Origin of the sequence: Micromonospora sp. WMMC415 (genome assembly GCF_009707425.1) — a bacterium.
Classification (GTDB): domain Bacteria; phylum Actinomycetota; class Actinomycetes; order Mycobacteriales; family Micromonosporaceae; genus Micromonospora.
Genome location: NZ_CP046104.1, coordinates 4,738,172 through 4,756,720, shown reverse-complemented (window position 1 = coordinate 4,756,720; position 18,549 = coordinate 4,738,172). Strand labels below are relative to the sequence as shown.

At 73.2% G+C, this 18,549-nt stretch carries 19 protein-coding genes and 1 pseudogene; 13 read left to right on the top strand and 7 right to left on the bottom strand.

Annotated elements, in window-relative coordinates:
• Positions 1-59: 59 nt before the first annotated feature.
• A complete protein-coding gene (argH, locus tag GKC29_RS22465) occupies positions 60-1,523 on the top strand; it encodes an argininosuccinate lyase (RefSeq protein ID WP_155334291.1) in 1,464 nt (487 codons plus the stop codon).
• A gap of 115 nt (positions 1,524-1,638) precedes the next feature.
• Here argH and GKC29_RS22460 read toward each other — a convergent pair whose 3' ends face one another.
• Both GKC29_RS22460 and GKC29_RS22455 read right to left on the bottom strand, forming a co-directional pair.
• Positions 1,639-1,995 carry an MmcQ/YjbR family DNA-binding protein gene (locus GKC29_RS22460; protein ID WP_230688776.1) on the bottom strand — a complete coding sequence of 119 codons (357 nt, stop codon included), beginning with the start codon at positions 1,993-1,995 and terminating at the stop codon, positions 1,639-1,641.
• 129 nt (positions 1,996-2,124) lie between these two features.
• Positions 2,125-4,722, bottom strand: a complete 2,598-nt coding sequence (locus GKC29_RS22455; protein ID WP_155332698.1) for an AMP-binding protein — start codon at positions 4,720-4,722, stop codon at positions 2,125-2,127.
• Positions 4,723-4,798: 76 nt separating this feature from the next.
• On the opposite strand from GKC29_RS22455, the gene GKC29_RS22450 reads away from it, so the two are divergent.
• Together GKC29_RS22450 and GKC29_RS22445 are read left to right on the top strand one after the other, a co-directional pair.
• Positions 4,799-5,458 (top strand): DNA-3-methyladenine glycosylase, encoded by a 660-nt coding sequence (locus GKC29_RS22450; RefSeq protein ID WP_155334289.1) that lies wholly within the window; start codon positions 4,799-4,801, stop codon positions 5,456-5,458.
• Between the two features lie 121 nt (positions 5,459-5,579).
• The gene (locus GKC29_RS22445; protein ID WP_155332697.1) at positions 5,580-5,912 is read left to right on the top strand and encodes a hypothetical protein; all 333 of its coding nucleotides are present in this window, start codon (positions 5,580-5,582) and stop codon (positions 5,910-5,912) included.
• A 218-nt stretch (positions 5,913-6,130) separates the two neighbouring features.
• Here the strand turns inward: GKC29_RS22445 and GKC29_RS22440 are convergent.
• Positions 6,131-6,644: pseudogene (locus tag GKC29_RS22440) on the bottom strand (inositol monophosphatase).
• 375 nt (positions 6,645-7,019) lie between these two features.
• Here GKC29_RS22440 and GKC29_RS22430 point away from each other — a divergent pair.
• Positions 7,020-7,409, top strand: coding sequence for a DUF2267 domain-containing protein (locus GKC29_RS22430; RefSeq protein WP_196255690.1), 390 nt, complete (start codon positions 7,020-7,022; stop codon positions 7,407-7,409).
• A 32-nt stretch (positions 7,410-7,441) separates the two neighbouring features.
• On the opposite strand, the gene GKC29_RS22425 is transcribed toward GKC29_RS22430, so the two are convergent.
• Both GKC29_RS22425 and GKC29_RS22420 read right to left on the bottom strand, forming a co-directional pair.
• The gene (locus GKC29_RS22425; protein ID WP_155332693.1) at positions 7,442-8,269 is read right to left on the bottom strand and encodes a hypothetical protein; all 828 of its coding nucleotides are present in this window, start codon (positions 8,267-8,269) and stop codon (positions 7,442-7,444) included.
• Positions 8,262-8,792, bottom strand: coding sequence for a SigE family RNA polymerase sigma factor (locus GKC29_RS22420; RefSeq protein ID WP_155332692.1), 531 nt, complete (start codon positions 8,790-8,792; stop codon positions 8,262-8,264). The genes GKC29_RS22425 and GKC29_RS22420 overlap by 8 nt, the downstream gene beginning before the upstream one ends.
• Before the next feature lie 150 nt (positions 8,793-8,942).
• On the opposite strand from GKC29_RS22420, the gene GKC29_RS22415 reads away from it, so the two are divergent.
• Complete coding sequence (locus GKC29_RS22415) at positions 8,943-9,638, top strand: GntR family transcriptional regulator (RefSeq protein WP_230688775.1); 696 nt, start codon at positions 8,943-8,945, stop codon at positions 9,636-9,638.
• Complete coding sequence (locus GKC29_RS22410) at positions 9,635-10,660, top strand: 1-aminocyclopropane-1-carboxylate deaminase (RefSeq protein ID WP_155332691.1); 1,026 nt, start codon at positions 9,635-9,637, stop codon at positions 10,658-10,660. Before GKC29_RS22415 ends, GKC29_RS22410 begins: the two co-directional genes overlap by 4 nt.
• A 26-nt stretch (positions 10,661-10,686) precedes the next feature.
• Here GKC29_RS22410 and GKC29_RS22405 read toward each other — a convergent pair whose 3' ends face one another.
• Together GKC29_RS22405 and GKC29_RS22400 are read right to left on the bottom strand one after the other, a co-directional pair.
• Entirely contained in the window at positions 10,687-11,406 is a 720-nt protein-coding gene (locus tag GKC29_RS22405) for a hypothetical protein (RefSeq protein ID WP_155332690.1), read from the bottom strand.
• Positions 11,399-11,854, bottom strand: a complete 456-nt coding sequence (locus tag GKC29_RS22400) for an RNA polymerase sigma factor (protein WP_230688774.1) — start codon at positions 11,852-11,854, stop codon at positions 11,399-11,401. Before GKC29_RS22400 ends, GKC29_RS22405 begins: the two co-directional genes overlap by 8 nt.
• Before the next feature lie 202 nt (positions 11,855-12,056).
• On the opposite strand from GKC29_RS22400, the gene GKC29_RS22395 reads away from it, so the two are divergent.
• The 7 genes from GKC29_RS22395 (at position 12,057) to GKC29_RS22365 (ending at position 18,544) form a co-directional block, all read left to right on the top strand.
• Positions 12,057-13,310 carry a YncE family protein gene (locus GKC29_RS22395; RefSeq protein WP_155332688.1) on the top strand — a complete coding sequence of 418 codons (1,254 nt, stop codon included), beginning with the start codon at positions 12,057-12,059 and terminating at the stop codon, positions 13,308-13,310.
• A 479-nt stretch (positions 13,311-13,789) separates the two neighbouring features.
• Entirely contained in the window at positions 13,790-14,551 is a 762-nt protein-coding gene (locus GKC29_RS22390) for a DeoR/GlpR family DNA-binding transcription regulator (protein WP_155332687.1), read from the top strand.
• Positions 14,548-15,492 carry a 1-phosphofructokinase family hexose kinase gene (locus GKC29_RS22385; RefSeq protein ID WP_155332686.1) on the top strand — a complete coding sequence of 315 codons (945 nt, stop codon included), beginning with the start codon at positions 14,548-14,550 and terminating at the stop codon, positions 15,490-15,492. Before GKC29_RS22390 ends, GKC29_RS22385 begins: the two co-directional genes overlap by 4 nt.
• Positions 15,493-15,557: 65 nt before the next feature.
• Positions 15,558-16,730: a PTS mannitol transporter subunit IICB gene (gene mtlA, locus GKC29_RS22380; RefSeq protein WP_155332685.1), complete on the top strand. Its 1,173-nt coding sequence runs from the start codon at positions 15,558-15,560 to the stop codon at positions 16,728-16,730.
• A gap of 5 nt (positions 16,731-16,735) precedes the next feature.
• Positions 16,736-17,044, top strand: coding sequence for a PTS lactose transporter subunit IIB (locus GKC29_RS22375; RefSeq protein ID WP_155332684.1), 309 nt, complete (start codon positions 16,736-16,738; stop codon positions 17,042-17,044).
• On the top strand, positions 17,037-17,507 hold the full coding sequence (locus tag GKC29_RS22370; RefSeq protein ID WP_155332683.1) for a PTS sugar transporter subunit IIA: 471 nt from the start codon (positions 17,037-17,039) through the stop codon (positions 17,505-17,507). The genes GKC29_RS22375 and GKC29_RS22370 overlap by 8 nt, the downstream gene beginning before the upstream one ends.
• Positions 17,504-18,544, top strand: a complete 1,041-nt coding sequence (locus GKC29_RS22365; protein WP_155332682.1) for a zinc-dependent dehydrogenase — start codon at positions 17,504-17,506, stop codon at positions 18,542-18,544. The genes GKC29_RS22370 and GKC29_RS22365 overlap by 4 nt, the downstream gene beginning before the upstream one ends.
• Positions 18,545-18,549 lie beyond the last annotated feature (5 nt).

Genomic DNA, 18,549 nt, shown 5'->3' with positions numbered 1-18,549 from the left:
AGTGAACGAGCGGAGCGAGTGAGCCCCGCAGTCGGGAGCGGAAGATGAGCGCTGCCACAATGGGCGGGGTGGACGACAAGAGCCTGACCGAGAACACCGCCGCCACCAACCGGACGAGCCTGTGGGGTGGCCGGTTCGCCGGCGGCCCCGCCGAGGCCCTCGCGCGGCTGTCGGTGAGCGTGCAGTTCGACTGGCGCCTCGCCCCGTACGACATCGCGGGTTCCCGGGCGCACGCCCGGGTCCTGGCCGGTGCCGGCCTGCTCGACCCGGAGGAGCTGGGGAGGATCCTGGCGGCGCTGGACGACCTGGAGGCGGCCTGCGCCTCCGGCCAGTTCCGCCCCACCATCGACGACGAGGACGTGCACACCGCGCTGGAACGCGGCCTGCTGGAGCGGCTCGGCAGCCTCGGCGGCAAGCTGCGCGCCGGCCGGTCCCGCAACGACCAGGTCGCCACCGACCTGCGGCTGTACCTGCGGGACCACGCCCGCGGCGTGGCGGCCCGCCTGGTCGAACTCGCCGAGGCGCTGGTCGAGCAGGCCGAGCGGCACGTGGACACCGCCGCGCCCGGCATGACGCACCTCCAGCACGCCCAGCCGGTCACGTTCGGGCACTGGCTGCTCGCCCACGTGCAGCCGCTGCTGCGCGACCTGGAACGCCTGCGCGACTGGGATCACCGCACGGCGATCAGCCCGCTCGGCGCCGGCGCGCTGGCCGGTTCCGGCCTGCCGCTGGACCCGGTGGCGGTCGCCAAGGAGCTGGGCTTCCGCACGTCCTTCGCCAACTCCATGGACGCGGTCGCCGACCGGGACTTCGTCGCCGAGTTCCTCTTCGCCACCGCGCTGATCGGCGTGCACCTGTCCCGCCTCGGCGAGGAGGTGGTGCTGTGGACGTCGCAGGAGTTCGGCTGGGTGGAGCTGGACGACGCCTTCGCCACCGGCTCGTCGATCATGCCGCAGAAGAAGAACGCGGACATCGCCGAGCTGGCCCGGGGGAAGTCCGGCCGGCTGGTCGGCGGGCTGATGAGCGTGCTCACCATGCTCAAGGGCCTGCCGATGACGTACGACCGGGACATGCAGGAGGACAAGGAGCCGGCCTTCGACGCGGTCGACACCCTGGAGCTGCTGCTGCCGGCGCTCGCGGGCATGGTCTCGACGATGACGGTACGCGTCGACCGGCTGGTCGCCGCCGCGCCGGTGGGCTTCTCCCTCGCCACCGAGGTGGCCGACTGGCTGGTCCGCCGGGGCGTGCCGTTCCGGGACGCGCACGAGATCACCGGCAAGCTGGTCGCGCTGTGCGTGGCGCGCGACTGCGCGCTCGACGAGGTCTCCGACGACGACCTCGCGGCGGTCAGCGAGCACCTCGACCCGTCGGTGCGGGACGTCCTCTCGGTGCGTTCCGCCCTGGCGGCCCGGACCACGCCCGGGTCCACCGGCCCCGGTCCGGTCGCCGACCAGCTCGCCGCCGCCGCGGACAAGCTGGCCGGCTGGAAGGAGTGGGCCGCCGAGCGGGTCGTCCCCCGCTGAGCGACCGCCGCACGCTCGTCGCGCGCACGATGTCGCGCAACTTCGGGGAAGCTGTTGCCTCCCGGCCTGGTGAAGCAGCAGGTTCCCCGAAGTTGCCGCCCGACCCGTCCCGAGCTCACCCCGTCGGGCGTTCCCGCTTCGGCAGCTTCGCCACCACCGCGTCGTACGACGCGTCGACGGCGACGGTCAGCTCCTCGTCCTCGATCTCGCCGTCCAGGCGTAGGGTGTTCCACCCGGACCGGCCGATGTACGGCGACGGCTTCGCGTCCGCCGGGTACCGGTGGATCCACTCGTCGGCGACGTCCCGGTTGGGGCCGCACTTCACCCCGATTCTCGGCTCCGCCTCGGCCGAGCCGAGGAAGGCGAAGATCCGGCTACCGACCTTGACCACCTCGTCGCCCTCCCAGGGCTGGTCCAGCCACGCGCCCGGCTTGCCCAGGCAGTACGCCCGCATCTCCTCGCGCTCCACCATGCCTCCCGCCGTCGGCTCTCCTGCCGGTAGTCGTACCCCATCGGGCGGACAGTCCGCAGGTCCGTTCCGTGGCATCGTGATGCCCGTGGTCCTTTGCCACCCGACCAGGACCTGGGGAACGGGTGATGCTCAGCGGGGCGTCGAACCGTGGACGGGCCGGCTGAGCATCACCTGATCATGGTTGCGGGCTCGCGGTGGTACGAGCGCCGTCACCCAGCGCCAGACGCGGTTGACCAGGGCGGCGTACGCGATGCCGAGCGCGATCGATGCGGCGAGGGCGACCAGCGGCAGGTCCCGCAGGTGCGGGTAGACCTGCCAGTGGGTCAGGTAGATGTAGAGCGAGCTGGCAGCGAGGATGCCGGCCACCTTGTTGACCACGGCCAGGCTCGGCACGGTCGGCTTCCAGGTCAGCAGCGCGAAGCCGGCCACGATCAGCGCCTCCCGCCACGGCTGCCCGAAGAAGCCCGGCACGGTGGCCGCGACGGCGGCGGTCACCAGCAGCCGCTGCCGGACGCCGTCGGCCCGGGCGGCCGCCCAGCCGAGCGTGAACAGCCAGCCGGCGACCAGCGCCGACGGCAGGTCGTGGCGGGCGTCGAGGCCGAACACGTCGTACCGGCTGAGGAGCGCGAGCGCGGTCAGCCCCAGCGGGAAGGCGAAGGGATACCGCCGTTCCCAGCGGTCCACCCGGCGCAGCCCGAGCAGCGCGGCCAGGCCCACCAGCAGGTAGACCACCGCCTCGACGAACCAGAAGTGCCAGCCGTCCGGCACGTCGGGCCGGAGGATGCTGTTGACCAGCAGCAGGGTGCTCAGCTCGTACTGGTCGTTGAGCAGCATGACCGCGCCGATCCAGGCGGTCGTCGGCAGCACGATGCGCAGCAGGCTCGCGCCGATCTGCCGCAGCCGGTCGCGCCGGCCGGCGTCGGTGAGCTGGAACCGGGCGAAGTTGAAGCCGGCCACGGCGAGCAGCAGGTGCGCTCCACCGGTGATCGTGAACAGCGGGATGTGCGAGCCGACGATCAGCACGATCGCCGCCGCCCGCAGCGCCACGCTGGTCTCCAGGGAGCGCCGGCGGCGCGGCTCGGGGGAGGCGCACCCCGGATCCCGGTCACGGCCGCGCAGCTCCGCGATCGGCAGGGTGTGCCAGTTCGCCGGCAGGTGCCCCAGCTCCTGCTCCAGCCGCACCGACATCTCGACGTACGACAGGGAGTCGCCGCCGAGGTCGACGAAGCTCAGGTCCGGGGTGACGTCGGTCCGGTCGAGCACCTGCGCGTACAGCTGGCAGAGGTCACCGGCGGCGGCCGGTTCGGCCGCCGGGGCCTCGACCCCGGCGGCGGCCAGCCCGCGCAGCGCCGCCAGGTCCGGCTTGCCCGAGGCGAGCCGGGGCAGCTCGGCGAGCACGAGAATCCGCACCGCCCGGGGCGGCAGCCTCACCTCGTCGGCGACCAGGCGGCGGAGCCGGCGAGGGTCGCCCGCGCCGGCCACTGCCACGATCAGCTCGTCGTCCCCGCCCACGCAGGTCGCGGTGATCCCGTGCGCGGCCAGCAGCGCGTCGATCTGCTGCGGGTCGATCCGCAGCCCCAGGATCTTGGCGAACCGGCTGCGCCGGCCGACGATCTCCCACAGGCCCTCCGGCGTCCGCCGGGCCAGGTCACCGGTGTGCAGCTCGTCGACGGTGCGGCCGAGCGCCAGGTCGGCGGGGGAGTGCGCGTACCCGAGCATGACGTTCGGGCCGGAGTACACCAGCTCGCCGGCGTCCGGGTCGGGATGGTCGGCGACCGGGGCGAGCCGGAACGCGCCGCCGGGCACCGGCACGCCGATCGCCGCCGGGTGGTCGAGGGCCAGATCCGGCGGGAGGTACGCCATCCGGGCGGTCGCCTCGGTCTGGCCGTACATGACGAAGAGGTCCCAGCCGGCGCGGCGGCCCAGCTCGGCGTACCGGCGCACCCGGTCCGGGGCGAGCCGGCCGCCGGCCTGGGTGACGTAGCGCAGGTGCGGCAGGTCCATCGCGGCGAAGCCGACCCGGTCCAGCAGGTCGAAGGTGTACGGCACCCCGGCGAACGTGGTTGCCCGGGTGTCCCGGAACAGCTCCCAGAAGCAGGTGTCGGCGACCGACAGGTCGGTCAGCACCAGTGCGGCGCCCCGGACCAGGTGGCTGTTGACCACCGACAGGCCGTAGCAGTAGTGCAGGGGCAGGGTGGTGGCCGCCCGGTCGGTGTCCCGGATGCCCAGGTAGCCGGCGATCGACTCCGCGTTGGCCTGGAGGTTCGCCTGCGACAGCCGGACCAGCTTCGGTGAGCCGGTCGAGCCGGAGGTGCTGAGCAGCAGCGCCAGCTCCGGGTGCAGGTCGTGCGCCGACGCCGCCCGGCGGTGCTCGACCCGCCAGCCGCCGTCGGCCGGGCCGACCACCACGTCCGGGTCGTACGCGTCGACCAGGCCGCTGAGCGCCGCGTCGTGCCCGCCGGGCACCAGCAGCACGGGGTGGCCGGCGTGCAGGGCGGCCAGGTACGCGACCAGCGAGTCGACCGTGTTCGCGCCGACCACCAGCACCAGCCGTCGGCCGGCGCCCAGCCGCCGGGCCGTGACGGCGACCCGCTCGGCGAGGTCGGCGTAGGAGATCTGCCCGTCCCGGGTGACGATCGCGGGACGGCCGCCGTGGGCGGCCAGGTCGCGAACGAACGGCACCGCCCCGACGGCCGGGACCAGGGAGGACAGGGGTGTCACGGGCACCAACTCTAAGGTAAGGCTGGCCTTGCTTCCTAGTGTCGGGCGACCGCCGTCACGGCCGGATAGGGTCGCAGCCGTGGTGACCCGACCCGACCGACGCCCCGCTGCCCTCGCGGAGCTTGCCGACCTGCTCGCCGGGCCGGTGGTGCCGGCCGCCCGCGGCCTGCTCGGCGCCCGACTGTCCGCCGGCGGGGTCACCGTCCGCATCACCGAGGTGGAGGCGTACGCCGGCACGGCCGGTGATCCCGCCTCGCACGCCCACCGGGGCCGCACGCCCCGCAATGCGGTGATGTTCGGGCCGGCCGGGCACGCCTACGTCTACTTCACCTACGGCATGCACTGGTGCATGAACGTGGTGACCGGGCCGGACGGGGAGGCCTCGGCGGTGCTGCTGCGGGCCGGCGAGGTGGTCGACGGCCTCGACGTCGCCCGGGCGCGGCGCCCCGCCGTACGCCGGGCCGTGGATCTCGCGCGCGGGCCGGCCCGGCTCTGCGCGGCGCTGGGGATCGACCGGTCGGTGTACGGCGCTCACCTGCTCGGCGACGGCCCGGTCCGGCTGCTGCCGCCGGCCGAACCGGTGCCGGAGGAGGCCGTCACGGCCGGGCCGCGGGTCGGGGTGACCGGCGCGCACGACGTGCCGTGGCGGTTCTGGATCACCGGCGACCCGACCGTCAGCACCTACCGCCGACACGTCCCCCGCCGGCGCGGCCAGCCGGTCGACACCGAGTTATCGGCGTGACCGAGTCGACCCCATGACCGCCCTGGGCCGAACACGTCTCGGGCTGGATGAGGGATCGGAAGACTGGCCGGCAATTTCCGCTGATCCCGGGCCGGGCACCCGTGCGATAGCGTGTGGCCCCATGGGATCGGTGGACCTGGTCTTGGCCGTCGTGGCCGCTGCGGCCAACCTGGCCGTGGCCGCCGTGCTGCTCGCCAGGAGCGGTGGCGGCACGGCGGTGCCTCGGATCTTCGGCCGCCCGCAGCCCTTCCCGCGCCTGCGGGCCGCGATGCACGCCTGTCTGGGGCTGGGGATGGGCGTCGGCTGGCTCGTCAAGGACATCTTTCCGCCTCACTCCATGGGCGACGTGGTGCTGTTCAACGTGATAAGGATCCTGCTGGTGGCTGGCCTCGTCACCGCCCTGCTGGCTGCCTTCCTGCACGGGCGATCCAGCCGTGACGAGGCTGCCCGCTAGTGCGGTGGCCGCCTCGCGGCGTCGAGATCAAGCAGGTGCCCGGACCAGCCACTACCGCCGCCGAGGGCAGACTGAATACCAGCCGCGTCTACATGGCCAACCCGGGCTGTCGTACAAGCCGCCGTTCTGTTGTCACCGCTCGTGCGGGTTTGCTGATGACACGGCGCCACGATAGAAGTCGATGACTGCCTCACGGAGCCCGGGAGTGACTGCGAGCGTCACGACGGACGCGATGTCGTGGTCGCGGCCATCCGGGTCGACGACGGCGGCTTGCCTTCGGCGAGCCACGCAAGGTCGAGCGCTGCGCTGCCGGTCATCCGCACTCGCTGCACCTCGGCTGCGAGCTTGGCGGTCAGGGCGAGACGGACGTTGTTGCGGGACTCCGCGCCCGGGCCCACCGCGTAGTCCCCGATGGCGACCATGGCCTCGCGCAGTCTGGTCGTCGTGCTGGTCCTGATCCTCCGCCCGTTCGCACGGGCGCCGCCGTCCCTGGTCGCGGTGTACCTCGTCGCCAGCAAGGGAACGTCGATGACCCCGAGCACCGCCTCATCGCCCCGCACGAGGGCGAGCGACACGGCACAGCGGCAGACCACGTACGAAGTTCGCCGTGCCATCGATCGGATCGAGCACCCAACGCATCTCCGCTGAGCCCGTCTGCCCTTCCTCCTCGCCGAGGAATCCGATCCCCGGCGTCTCTTCCTGAAGGAAGGCGCGTACGTCACGCTCGATCACGTCAGCGCGATCGACTTCGGCGAGACCACGCTCAGCGAGGAGGACCGGCAGTTTCTGCGTACCCGTGTCTGGTGTGACGCCTGGATCGACGGTGCCGGCCGCTGCCGGCGACGCGACGGCCACGACGGACCGTGCCGGTCACGCTAGGCCGCACCACGATCGTGCCGCCCTGTCTGGTCTGCGTGCGTATCGGCCCGTCCGGGTCGCGGAGGACGGCGGCCGGGCGGGTGAGTCGTCGGAGGATCGCCCACCGGCCCTTCCGTGTGCCCCGTTTGCCCGGTGCGGCACCGGGAACGCGACCGTGCGCCAGCCGGTGCGCCGCCGCCCCAGCGGCCTTCCCATCCTCGGCGACGGGCCCTCGGAAGGAGAAACCCGGTGGACAGTACGGAGTTCCTCAACGCGGTGGCGGAGCGGGCCGGACTGCCGCTCCCCGAGGCGGCGACGGTCACCCGCGCGACCCTCACGACGTTGACGGCGCGGGTCAGCGGCGAACAGGCCCGCGGCCTGGCCGCGCAGCTCCCCGAGGAGTTCCAGGGGTACTTGCGCAAGGAGGTGGACTTCGCCGAGCCGCTCGATCTGGTGCAGTTCCTCACCGAGATCCAGGCCCGCACGGGACTGGACGGCGATCGCGCCGCCGTCACTGCCCGCGCCGTGCTGACCACCCTGTGCGAGGCGGTCAGCGCCGGCGAGCGCGACGCTCTGGTCGCGGAACTGCCGAAGGACTTCCGGCGGCTGCTCCGGCCGGCGGCTCGCGTCCAAGGGTGATCCGCCGGCCCGGCGACGCCGGGAGGCCACCCTCAGCCGAGTCGGGCGGCGGCCCGTTCGGCGAGGTCGCGCACGCGGGCCGGGTCCGACGGGTACGCCCGGACCGTGGTCACGACGTCCCCGACGCGGACGACGGCGATGTGGTCGATCTGTGGCTCTGTGCTGTCCGCCGGAGTCTGTTCCTGCTTGAGGAGCAGCGACTCGTCGCCGGCGATGCCCGTGTCGACGACGGTGACTCGGATGGCCGGCCCGTCCGGGGCGGCCTCCCCGCACCGGTCGACGGCGGCGCGGACGTCGTCCAGGTTCTCGTCTCCCCAGCCGGTCTCGTACCGCTCCACGATCTGGAAGGCGCTGGTGGCGGCGTCGCCGTCGCCCGACCGGTAGGCGACCGTCTCGACGGAGTCCTGGTGCGGCAGTGAGGGGAACTGGTTCGACCGGTACGCCGCGCAGATGCCGTCCCAGAACCCCCAGAACCACATGTCCGGGTTCTGGATCTGCTCCGCCTCGAACGGACGCCAGGTGCCCGGACCGAGGTCGTCGGGCTTAAGTGGCTCGGCAGCGTCCCCGGTGGGCCCCGGCCGGGACGGCGACGGCGTCGGGGTGGGCGGCGTCGGGGCCGGCACGGTGGCGGTCGGGGTCGGGTCGCCCGGGGGCGCGACGCCGTCGGGCCGGGACGGCCACGCGGTCGCGCCGAGGCCGGCGGCCGCGGTGGTGACGGCCAGGACACCGGCCCCCGCCGCGAGCGCCGTGCGCCGGGTGCGCTGCCGGCCGCGCCGGCGCACCTGCTCGGCGGCGGCGAAGTCGGCCGGGGGCCGGGCGCCGCGCATCCCGGCGAAGAGCGTATCGAGCTGATCAGACACGGCTCTCCTCCTCAAGGTCGATGCCGAGCAGCCCGGCGAGCGCGCGGCGACCGCGCGCGAGCCGGGCCTTCACGGTGCCCTCGGGTGCCCCCGTCTCCCGGGCGACGGCCGAGACCGGCAGGTCGCAGAGGTGGTGCAGCACGATGGCGGTGCGTTGCTCGACCGGGAGCCGGGCGAGCGCGGTGACGAGCGCGACACTGTCCGGGTTGGGTCCCGGCAGGTCGTCGGGGGGGCCGGCCCGCCGGTGGGCGAAGACGGCGTTGCGGGCCCGCCGCCACCGGCTCACCGCGATCCGCCGGGCCACGGTGCGCATCCATGCCTCGGGGGCGTCGTACTCCCGCACCGTCGACCAGCGTTGCCAGGCCCGGGCGTACGCCTCGTGCAGCACGTCCTGGGCCTCGGCGGCGTTTCCGGTCAGGGCGTAGAGGAACTCGAAGAGCCGCTGCCGGGTCGCGCGGTAGAACGCGTCGAACGAGCTCTGCGGGTCCTCCGCCGCGGTGGCGGCGGTGTCAACCTCCGGCATCGGATCCCTCCCCTCGGCCCGTCGCCCCGGCCTGCGGGCGGCCGGCGTGACACCCCCACTGACGCCCGGCCGGTAGCGGCGGTTGCATCGGTGCGAACAAGAGTCCCGGCGGGGTTCCCCGAATCGAAATTGACATCTAACATATCAGTTGTGGATCTCAAGCCGGTGGGCCGGACGCTCCTGCGCGACCAGGCGTACGTCGCCATCAAGACGGCGATCGTCGCCGGGACGCTCGCGCCCGGCCAGGTCGTCCGCGACCGCGACCTCGCCGAACGGCTGGGTTTCTCCCGGGCGCCGGTCCGCGACGCGCTCGCGCGGCTCGCCGACGAAGGGCTGGTCGAATCCAAGCCGCAGAGCCACACCCGGGTGACGCCGCTCATCCTCCGCGACGTCCGCGACGCCCTGGTGGTCGTGCGGACCATGCACGAGCTGGCGGCCCGGTCGGCCGTTCCCCGGCTGAGCGGCGACGACCTCGCCACCATGCGCGCGGCCAACGCCGAGTTCGCCGGCGCCGTGCGGAGGGGCGACGTGGAGCGCGCGCTGCGCGCCGACGACACCCTGCACGACGTGCTGGTGGCCGCCTGCGGCAACCGGGCGGTCGCCGCGACGATCGACCGTTACACCCCGCTCATCCGACGGCTCGAACGGCAACGGTTCACGACCCTGCCCGGGGAGGGGTCGGTACGCCGGCACGAGGAGCTGATCCGGGCGTGCGCGTCCGGCGCCCCCGAAGCCGCCGCCGACATCACCGCCACCATCTGGTCCAGCCTCGACGAGATCCTTCAGGCCGATCTCGCGGACGAAGCCGTCCGGGCACCCCACGAGCCTCCCCAGGAGATGCCATGACCCCCGCACTCGACTCCTTCGCCCGGTACCCTCTGCTCTTCGGCGCCTCCCCGGTGCACCCGCTGGAGCGGCTCACCGCGCACCTCGGCGGCGCGTCGGTGTGGGCGAAGCGGGAGGACTGCAACTCCGGCATCGCGTTCGGCGGCAACAAGACCCGCAAGCTGGAGTACCTGGTCGCCGACGCGCTCGCGCAGGGCTGCGACACGCTGGTGTCGATCGGCGGCGTGCAGTCCAACCACACCCGGCAGGTCGCGGCGGTGGCGGCCCGGGTCGGCCTGCGCTGCGTCCTCGTGCAGGAGAGCTGGGTGGACTGGCCGGACGCCGGCTACGACAAGGTCGGCAACATTCTGCTGTCCCGGCTGGCCGGCGCGGACGTCCGCCTGGTCCGGGCGGGCTTCGGCATCGGCGTCAAGGAGAGCTGGCAGCGGGCGCTCCGCGAGATCGAGGAGGCCGGCGGCAAGCCGTACGCGATCCCGGCCGGCGGCTCCGACCACCGGCTCGGCGGCCTCGGCTTCGCCCGGTGGGCGTACGAGGTGGCCGAGCAGGAACGCGAGCTGGGCGTCTTCTTCGACACGATCGTCGTCTGCTCGGTGACCGGGAGCACCCAGGCCGGCATGGTCGCCGGATTCGCCGCCCTGCAGGCCGCGGGCGGCCGGCCCCGCCGGGTCGTCGGCGTGGACGGCTCCGCCAAGCCGAAGGAGACCTGGGACCAGGTGGCCCGGATCGCCCGCGACACGGCCGCCCTCATCGGGCTCGACCGTCCCCTCGCGGACGACGAGATCGTCCTCGACGAGCGCTACCACGGCGGCACGTACGGCATCCCGGACGAGCGCACCCTGGACGCCATGCGCACGGCCGCGCGGACGGAGGGGATGATCACCGACCCGGTCTACGAGGGGAAGTCGATGGCCGGTCTCGTCGACCTGGTCAGTACCGGTGAGATCGGTCGGGACTCGACCGTGCTCTACGCCCACCTCGGCGGCCAGCCCGCGCTCAACGGCTACAGCGCGCTGTTCTCCTGAGACCGTCGCCAGGCCGGGTGCTTCGCTCACCCCAGCGAGGTGGCGATCTCGATCGCCGCCAGCTTGGTGAGGTCGCCCTCGAGGCGGTAGCTCACCCCGTCGGTCTCCCAGATGAGGGTCGAGGCGGCGAGCCGGGCGGTCTCCACGCGCGGCGTGCCCGTGCGATCCACGTACACCAGTTCGTGCGGCCCGCCGACCCAGACGGCGCTGCCGTCACCGACCTGGACCCAGTCCACCCCTGGTCCGCCGGCCTGCTTCTGAAAGACCGGGTCGAGACGACCGTCGAACGCGTCGATCCGCAGCGTGCCGTCGCGATAGAGCAGGGTCGCGACCCGGTACGTCCCCGTGTCGTCTCGATCGGCCACCAGCACCTGCTCGGGCGGGCCCAGCTTCGCCGGCAGGCGGATCGGGAAGCGGACCTTGTCCTGTGCCTCGGTCAGGGCGGCGGGCCGCTGCGACGGCAACGGCACGGACGTCGTGGTGGGAAGCGCCCGTCCGGGAGACGTGGCGATGGCGACCCCGGCGAACCTCAGCAGCTCCGCCACGGCGTCGGCGAGGGCGGCCCGCCCCGGGGGCAGCGCCATGGCGAGCAGGGCGGCGAGCGCGGCGGCCAGACAGTAGCGCCACCGGCGCCGGCGGGCCGCCGGCGCGGCGAGCCGCGCGCGTACCCGGGCGGCCACCTCGGGCGGGTCAGGTGTCTCCAGCCAGCCGGAGAGTTCGCGCAGCTCCTTCTCGAGGTCATCCATTGCGGACCTCGGCGAGGTCGAGCAGGCTGCGAAGTTTCTTCAGGGCCCGCGACATCCGCGACTTCACCGTGCCCCGGGGCCAGCCCAGCACCGCCCCGGTCTCCTCCTCGTTGAGATCGAGGAAGAACCGGCAGACGATGACCTCGCGGTCCTTCACCGGCAGCCGGCGTAACGCCTGGACCAGCGTGGCGCGGCGTTCCGCGGCCAGGACGGTGTCGACGGCGACGTCCCCGGTGACCTCCGGTGCCGGGTTGCTCGTCGCGGCGCGGAGGGCGAGCCCGTCCCGGCGGATGCGCGACCGGTGCAGGTTGCGGGTCTCGTTGGCGACGATGGCCACCAGCCAGGAGCGGAAGGAGGACTCGCCCCGGTAGCGGGAGAGGCTGCGGAACGCCTTCACGAACGCCTCCTGGATGGTGTCCTCGGCATCCGCGCCCGCGCCGAGGAGCACCGCGGTCCGGTACGCGGACGCGGTGTGCCGGGCGACCAGGAGTTCGTACGCCTCCAGGTCACCTGCCCGGGCGCGGGTGACGAGATCCTCGTCGTCCAGTGGGAACCTCCGGTGGGGACGACCTCATGACACCGCCCGGCGCGATCGGGTTCCACCTGGCCGACCGGAACCTCGGCGCCGCCGCCGGTGTCACCCGGGCATGATGGCAAAGACGACGATCTCGCGGCGTACCGTCCTGACCCTGCTCGCGGCCACCGGCACCGCCACGGTGGTCGGTTGCGAGCGAACCCGCCGGCAGGCCCCGGCGGCGAACGTCCCGATTCCGGATGCGCTGGTCGTCGACATCGCGGACGGGCTCGGGCTGCTGCGCGGTGACGAGCGGCAAAGGTTCCCGGGCTCGCTTCCCGCCGCCGACGGGTCGGTCATCCACGCGACCGCACCCGACGGCGGTGACACCGCCTTCTGGCGGGTCGACACCGCCACGGGCCGGACCTCCGCGCGGATCACGCTGCCCGGACGCTGGCTGCCGCAGGCGGTCTCGGCCAGCGGTACGACGGTCGCGCTGACGTCGGACGCCGTGAACGTGACCGACGGGCGCCCGGAGGGGCGGAACGCCACCCCACTGATGATTGTCGACGGGAACGGGGTCCCTCGGCGTCTGGAACTGCCCGGCAACTACGTCCCGGAGACCTTCACCGAGGATCTCACCGGGCTGTTCGTCCTGGAGTGGCTTCCGCCGACGTCGCCGGACCGCTACCGGGTCCGCGTCGTCGACCTCGCCACCACGCAGCCGGGTCCGCTCTTCACGCGAGACAAGGGGCCGGTCCCGGTCGGCGCGGAGGAGGAGATGCGGGGTGAGGGACGCCAAGCGGTGATGGCGCCGGACCGGTCGACCCTCTACACGCTCTACACCCATCAGCCCGGCCACCGGCACACCCGGGACCTGGTCAGCGGTCGGCCCGGCCACGTGCACGCGTTCGTCCACACGTTGCACCTCACCGGGCGGTGGGCGTTCTGCGTCGACCTGCCGAACCCGTTCGGTGCGGCGCCCGGGAGCGGTCACGCCATCGCGATCACCCCGGACGGAGGCCGGCTCGTCGTCGTCGACGCCACGTCCGGTACGGCGGCGGAGATCTCGACCCAGGACCTGACCGTACGGCGAACGGTCCGGCTGCCCAGCGGCATCGGGACGGCTCACGCCGCCGCCGACCGTGCCCGCCTCTTCGTCGGCGTGGGTACGACGGTGCGGACCATGGGCCTGGCCGACCTCGGGCCGACCGGTGAATGGCAGGTTCGCGAGCCGGTCACCGGTCTCGTGCCGAGCCCGGACGGCCGGCGGCTGTACGTGGGCCAGACCGATTCCGTCAGCTGGCACGATCCGGCCACCGGTGCCGAGTTGGGCCGAGTGCCGGTGCCCGGCCTGGTGACGCTGCGCGGCCTGGTCGCCGGCGCCTGACACCAGAAGCCCGAGGGCGGGGCGACGTGGAACCTGATCCGGGAGCTCAACACGTACTGGTGAGCGCAGGGGGCCTGACAGGGCGAACGGCACCGGCACGTCGAGCCTGTAGACCATCGCCGTACGGACGCGGTCGCGCCGGCACGCCGCCCGCAGATCGGCACCCGGACGCCCGTTCTCGCCCACGCCGGCGCTGACCTTTCGCAGCCCTTGAAACGATCCGGGAGATCGGGGACCGCGACGGCCTCGCGGCCCGCCCGTGCTACTGATGCTCAACGAGCCGGGGACGAGCCTCCATTCGGACGTGCTGCGGCCGCTCGCCGGTCTGATCCTCGCCGGGGCGGCCCGTACCCAGGTCGTGGTCGTCACCCATCCCGGGGCGCTGTGGCGGCAGATTGCCAGTGCTGACCTCTTGACCTCCCACACACTCGGGCGTAAACAAAGAGGAAGCCACATCGAAACGGCGGTGAAACCAAGCGATGTACGCCGAGGAACGGCAACAGGAGATCCTCCGCAGGGCCCGGGCCCAGGGGCGCGTCGACGTGATGGTCCTGGCCGAGGAACTGGCGGTGACCAGCGAGACCATCCGGCGGGACCTGACCGCGTTGGAGCGCGCGGGGGTGCTGCGCCGCGTGCACGGGGGTGCGATCCCGGTCGAGCGGCTGGGTTTCGAGCCGGCACTCGCCGCCCGGGACGCGGTGCTGACCGCGGAGAAGGAACGCATCGCCAAGGCGGCCCTCGCCGAGGTCCCAGACGAGGGAGCCGTCATCATCGACGCGGGCACGACCACCGGGCGGCTGGCCCAGGCGCTGAACACGGAGCGCGAGCTGACGGTGATCGTCAACGCCCCGCCGCTGGCGACTTTGCTGGCCGCCCGGCCCAATCTCAACGTGATCATGCTCGGCGGCCGGGTTCGGGGCCGGACGATGGCGACGGTGGACGACTGGGCCCTGCAGGCGCTGTCCCAGATGTACGTCGACGTGGCGTTCATGGCGACCAACGGCTGCTCGGTCGAGCGCGGGCTGACCACGCCGGATCCCGCCGAGGCCGCCGTCAAGCGGGCGATGATCGCCGCGGCCCGGCGTACCGTGCTGCTGGCCGACCACACGAAGTTCGGCAACGACTACCTCGCACGGTTCGGCCGGCTCGCCGACGTCGACGTGGTCATCACCGACACCGGGTTGAGCACCGCCGCCGCCGGTGCGCTGCGGCACGCCGGCCCGGAGGTGATCCGGGCATGATCCTCACCGTCACCCTCAACCCGAGCCTGGACCGGGCCGTCGCCGTCGAATCGCTCGTGCGCGGAGCGGTGCTGCGGGCGGCACCCGCGCACCTCGACCCCGGCGGCAAGGGAGTCAACGTCGCGCGGGCGCTGCTCGCCAACGACGTGCCGTCGCGGGCCGTCATCCCGTGCGGCGGCCCGGAGGGGGAGCAACTGGTCCGGCTGCTGGCAGCGGAGGGCGTACCCATGGTCGCCGTACCGGTCGCCGGGCGGACCAGGTCCAACATCACCCTCGCCGAGCCGGACGGCACGATCACGAAGATCAACGAACCGGGCCCGGCGCTCTCCGGCGCCGAGCTGGAGGCGGTGACCGAGCTGGTGCTGTCCGCCGCCGGCTCGGCCGACTGGGTCGTGGTGTGCGGCAGCAACCCGCCGTCCCTGGCGGTCGACGAGTTCGGCAAGCTGTGCCGCCGGCTGCTCGACGCGGGAGTCCGGCTGGCGGTCGACACCAGCGGCCCGGCGCTGGTCGCCGCGGCGGCCGCGGGAGCATGGCTGCTCAAGCCCAACCGGGAGGAGCTCGCCCAGGCTACCGGGCGGGCGGTCGACTCGACGGAGGACGTCGTCACCGCCGCCCAGCACCTACGCGAGTTGGGCGCCCGGGCCGTGGTGGCCAGCCTGGGTGCGGACGGTGCCGTCCTGGTCGACGGCGACGGCGTCGTCACCGGAACCGCACCCGTCGCCGAGCGCCGCAGCAACGTCGGCGCCGGGGACGCCCTGCTCGCCGGCTTCCTGGCCGGTGGCGCCACCGGCGGGGAGGCGCTCGCCGAGGGACTCGCCTGGGGCGCGGCGGCGGTCAGCCTGCCGGGCAGCCGGATGCCCGGGCCCGGCGACCTGCGCCGCGACCACGTCCACATCCACCATCGGCCGGACCTGGTCCGGCACCTGCTCACAAGGGACTGACTGGCCCGACTCACCCCCACCACCCGCACCGGCCCGGCGGCCGGCAGTCGAACAGGAGGCCACCCATGGCCACGGATTACACCCCCGCCGTCACGGGGACCGGCATCAAGGCCCGGATCCAGCGGGTCGGCGGTCACCTGGCCGGCATGGTCATGCCCAACATCGGTGCGTTCATCGCCTGGGGTCTGATCACCGCGCTGTTCATCCCCACCGGCTGGATCCCCAACGAAACCCTCGCCGAGCTCGTCGGGCCGATGATCACGGTCCTGCTTCCGGTGCTGATCGGCTACACCGGGGGCCGGCTGGTGCACGGCCAGCGCGGAGCGGTCGTCGGCGCCGTCGCCACGATGGGCATCGTGGTCGGCAGTGAGGTGCCGATGTTCCTCGGCGCCATGCTGATCGGCCCGCTGACCGCATACCTGCTGAAGCTCTTCGACGAGGCCGTCGAGGACCGCGTCCGGGCCGGCTTCGAGATGCTGGTCAACAACTTCTCCGCCGGCATCATCGGCGGTGGCATGGCGCTGGTCGGCGTCTGGGTCATCGGTCCGGTCGTCCGGTGGTTCACCGACCTCGCCGGTGACGGTGTCGACTGGCTGGTCTCCAACAACCTGCTCCCCGTCGCCTCGGTCCTGGTCGAGCCGGCGAAGGTACTCTTCCTCAACAACGCGATCAACCACGGCGTGCTCGGCCCGTTGGGCGTCGCGCAGGCGGCGGAGACCGGCAAGTCGATTCTCTTCATGATCGAGTCCAACCCCGGTCCCGGGCTCGGGCTGCTGCTGGCCTTCCTGTTCTTCGGGCCCCGCACGCTGCGCCCCACCGTGCCGGCCGCGATCATCATCCAGTTCCTCGGTGGCATCCACGAGATCTACTTCCCGTACGTGCTGATGAAGCCGCGGCTCATCCTCGCCATGATCGCCGGAGGCGCGGCCGGCGTCGGCACCTTCATGATCACCGGCGCCGGTCTGGTCGCCACCCCCTCGCCGGGCAGCATCTTCGCCTACGCGGCCGTCACGCCGCGGGGTGGCTGGTTCGGCGTCTTCCTCGGTGTCCTCATCGCTGCGGCGGTCTCGTTCGTCGTGGCGTCCGCGCTGCTCGGCTTCGGCCGGCTCAAGGACGACCAGCCGGACGACCAGGCGGGCGGCGACGAGGCGGAACCCACGCCGGCGACCGCCCACGGGGCGCCCCTGCCGCGGCAGACCGCCGGAACCAGTACCCCCACCGCAGCTTCGGAGGCCTGAGCGACATGACCACCATCCAGGGAAGCGACATCCGGAAGATCGTCGTCGCCTGCGACGCCGGCATGGGCAGCAGCGTGATGCTCGCCAGCCAGCTCCGGAAGCAGCTCGGCAAGCACTCGGTGGCGGTGGAGCACACCCCGGTCGAGCACATCCCCGCCGACGCCGACGTGGTCGTCGTCCACACCGGACTCGCCGCCCGCGCCCGGGCCGTCGCCCCCGAGAAGGTCGTCGTGCCGTTCCAGGTGTTCGTCGGCGATCCAGCGGTGGCAAAGGTCGTCGCCGCGGTGAAGAACGGCGGTGCGGTCGATGGCTGAGGTGACGACCGGACGGCTCGCCGCGCTGCTCGACCGACGGGCGATCCGGCTCCGCGAGACCGCCGCCGACCGGGAGGACGCGATCCGGCGCAGCGGCGCGGTGCTGGTCGAGACCGGTGCCGTCGATCCCGCGTACGTCGAGACGATGCTGGCGCGGGAACGCGCGGTGTCGACGTACGTGGGCGAGGGAGTGGCCATTCCGCACGGCACCCTCGCCGGCAAGGACGCCGTACGCCGGGACGCGCTCGCGGTGCTCCGCTTCCCGGCCGGCGTGGACTGGGGTGGCGAGCAGGTCGTGCTCTGCGTGGCGATCGCCGCCCGCGGCGACGGTCACGTGGCCCTGCTCGCCCAGCTGGCCGAGATCCTGCTGAACCCCGAGCGAGCCCGCGCGCTGCGGGAGGCGACCGACGCCGACGGGGTTCTCCGGCTGCTCAAGCCCGTCGATGAGGAGACTGACCGATGAAGGTTGTCCGCTTCCACGCTCCCGGTGACGTGCGGGTCGAGGACGCAGCCGAACCGACGCCGGGACCGGGCGAGGTCAGGATCCGGGTACGGAACTGCTCCACCTGCGGTACCGACGTGAAGATCTGGCGGTTCGGTCACCACCACATCGACCCGCCCCGGGTGATGGGTCACGAGATCGCCGGCGAGATCGTCGACATCGGAGCCGACGTGACCGACTGGCGGCCCGGCGACCGGGTCCAGGTCATCGCGGCGATCCCGTGCGGGCGGTGCGACCAGTGCCGCCGCGGCCGGATGACGGTCTGCCCCAACCAGGAGTCGATCGGCTACCACTACGAGGGCGGCTTCGCCCAGTACATGGTCGTGCCGGCCAAGGTGCTCTCCGTCGACGGCCTCAACCGCATCCCGGACGGGGTCAGCTTCGCCGAGGCGTCGGTGGCGGAGCCGTTGGCGTGCGTCCTCAACGGCCAGGAACTCGCCCGGGTCGGGGCGGGCGACGACGTCGTGGTCATCGGCTCCGGCCCGATCGGCTGCCTGCACGTACGGCTCGCCCGGGCGCGCGGTGCCGCCCGGGTCACCCTGGTCGACCTCAACCGGGACCGGCTGGACCTGGCGGCGGCGCTCGTCGCGCCGGACGCCACGGTCTGCGCGGCGGAGAACGACCCGGTCGACGCGGTCCTCAAGGCGACCGACGGCGCCGGAGCCGACGTCGTCATCACCGCGGCCGCCTCCGGCGCCGCACAGGAGCAGGCGCTGCAGATGGTCGGCCGCCAGGGCCGGATCAGCTTCTTCGGCGGCCTGCCCAAGGACCGGCCGGTCATCGCCGTCGACGCCAACCTGGTGCACTACCGCGAGCTCACCATCGTCGGCGCCAACGGCTCCAGCCCCGCTCACAACAAGGCCGCACTGCAGCTCATCGCCAGTGGTGCGGTGCCGGTCGCGGACCTGATCACCGACCGGCTGCCGCTGGAGCGGGCCCTCGACGCGTTCGACATCGTCTCCCGGGGCGCCGGCATCAAAGTCACCGTCGAGCCCTGACCGGC

Excerpts from the sequence above, each read along its gene's own strand:
- argH (WP_155334291.1), top strand. The coding sequence starts at position 60 with ATGGGCGGGGTGGACGACAAGAGCCTGACCGAGAACACCGCCGCCACC.
- GKC29_RS22460 (WP_230688776.1), bottom strand. The coding sequence starts at position 1,995 with ATGGTGGAGCGCGAGGAGATGCGGGCGTACTGCCTGGGCAAGCCGGGC.
- GKC29_RS22445 (WP_155332697.1), top strand. The coding sequence starts at position 5,580 with ATGGGATCGGTGGACCTGGTCTTGGCCGTCGTGGCCGCTGCGGCCAAC.
- GKC29_RS22420 (WP_155332692.1), bottom strand. The coding sequence starts at position 8,792 with ATGCCGGAGGTTGACACCGCCGCCACCGCGGCGGAGGACCCGCAGAGC.
- GKC29_RS22410 (WP_155332691.1), top strand. The coding sequence starts at position 9,635 with ATGACCCCCGCACTCGACTCCTTCGCCCGGTACCCTCTGCTCTTCGGC.
- GKC29_RS22405 (WP_155332690.1), bottom strand. The coding sequence starts at position 11,406 with ATGGATGACCTCGAGAAGGAGCTGCGCGAACTCTCCGGCTGGCTGGAG.
- GKC29_RS22395 (WP_155332688.1), top strand. The coding sequence starts at position 12,057 with ATGGCAAAGACGACGATCTCGCGGCGTACCGTCCTGACCCTGCTCGCG.
- GKC29_RS22390 (WP_155332687.1), top strand. The coding sequence starts at position 13,790 with ATGTACGCCGAGGAACGGCAACAGGAGATCCTCCGCAGGGCCCGGGCC.
- GKC29_RS22385 (WP_155332686.1), top strand. The coding sequence starts at position 14,548 with ATGATCCTCACCGTCACCCTCAACCCGAGCCTGGACCGGGCCGTCGCC.
- mtlA (WP_155332685.1), top strand. The coding sequence starts at position 15,558 with ATGGCCACGGATTACACCCCCGCCGTCACGGGGACCGGCATCAAGGCC.
- GKC29_RS22375 (WP_155332684.1), top strand. The coding sequence starts at position 16,736 with ATGACCACCATCCAGGGAAGCGACATCCGGAAGATCGTCGTCGCCTGC.
- GKC29_RS22370 (WP_155332683.1), top strand. The coding sequence starts at position 17,037 with ATGGCTGAGGTGACGACCGGACGGCTCGCCGCGCTGCTCGACCGACGG.
- GKC29_RS22365 (WP_155332682.1), top strand. The coding sequence starts at position 17,504 with ATGAAGGTTGTCCGCTTCCACGCTCCCGGTGACGTGCGGGTCGAGGAC.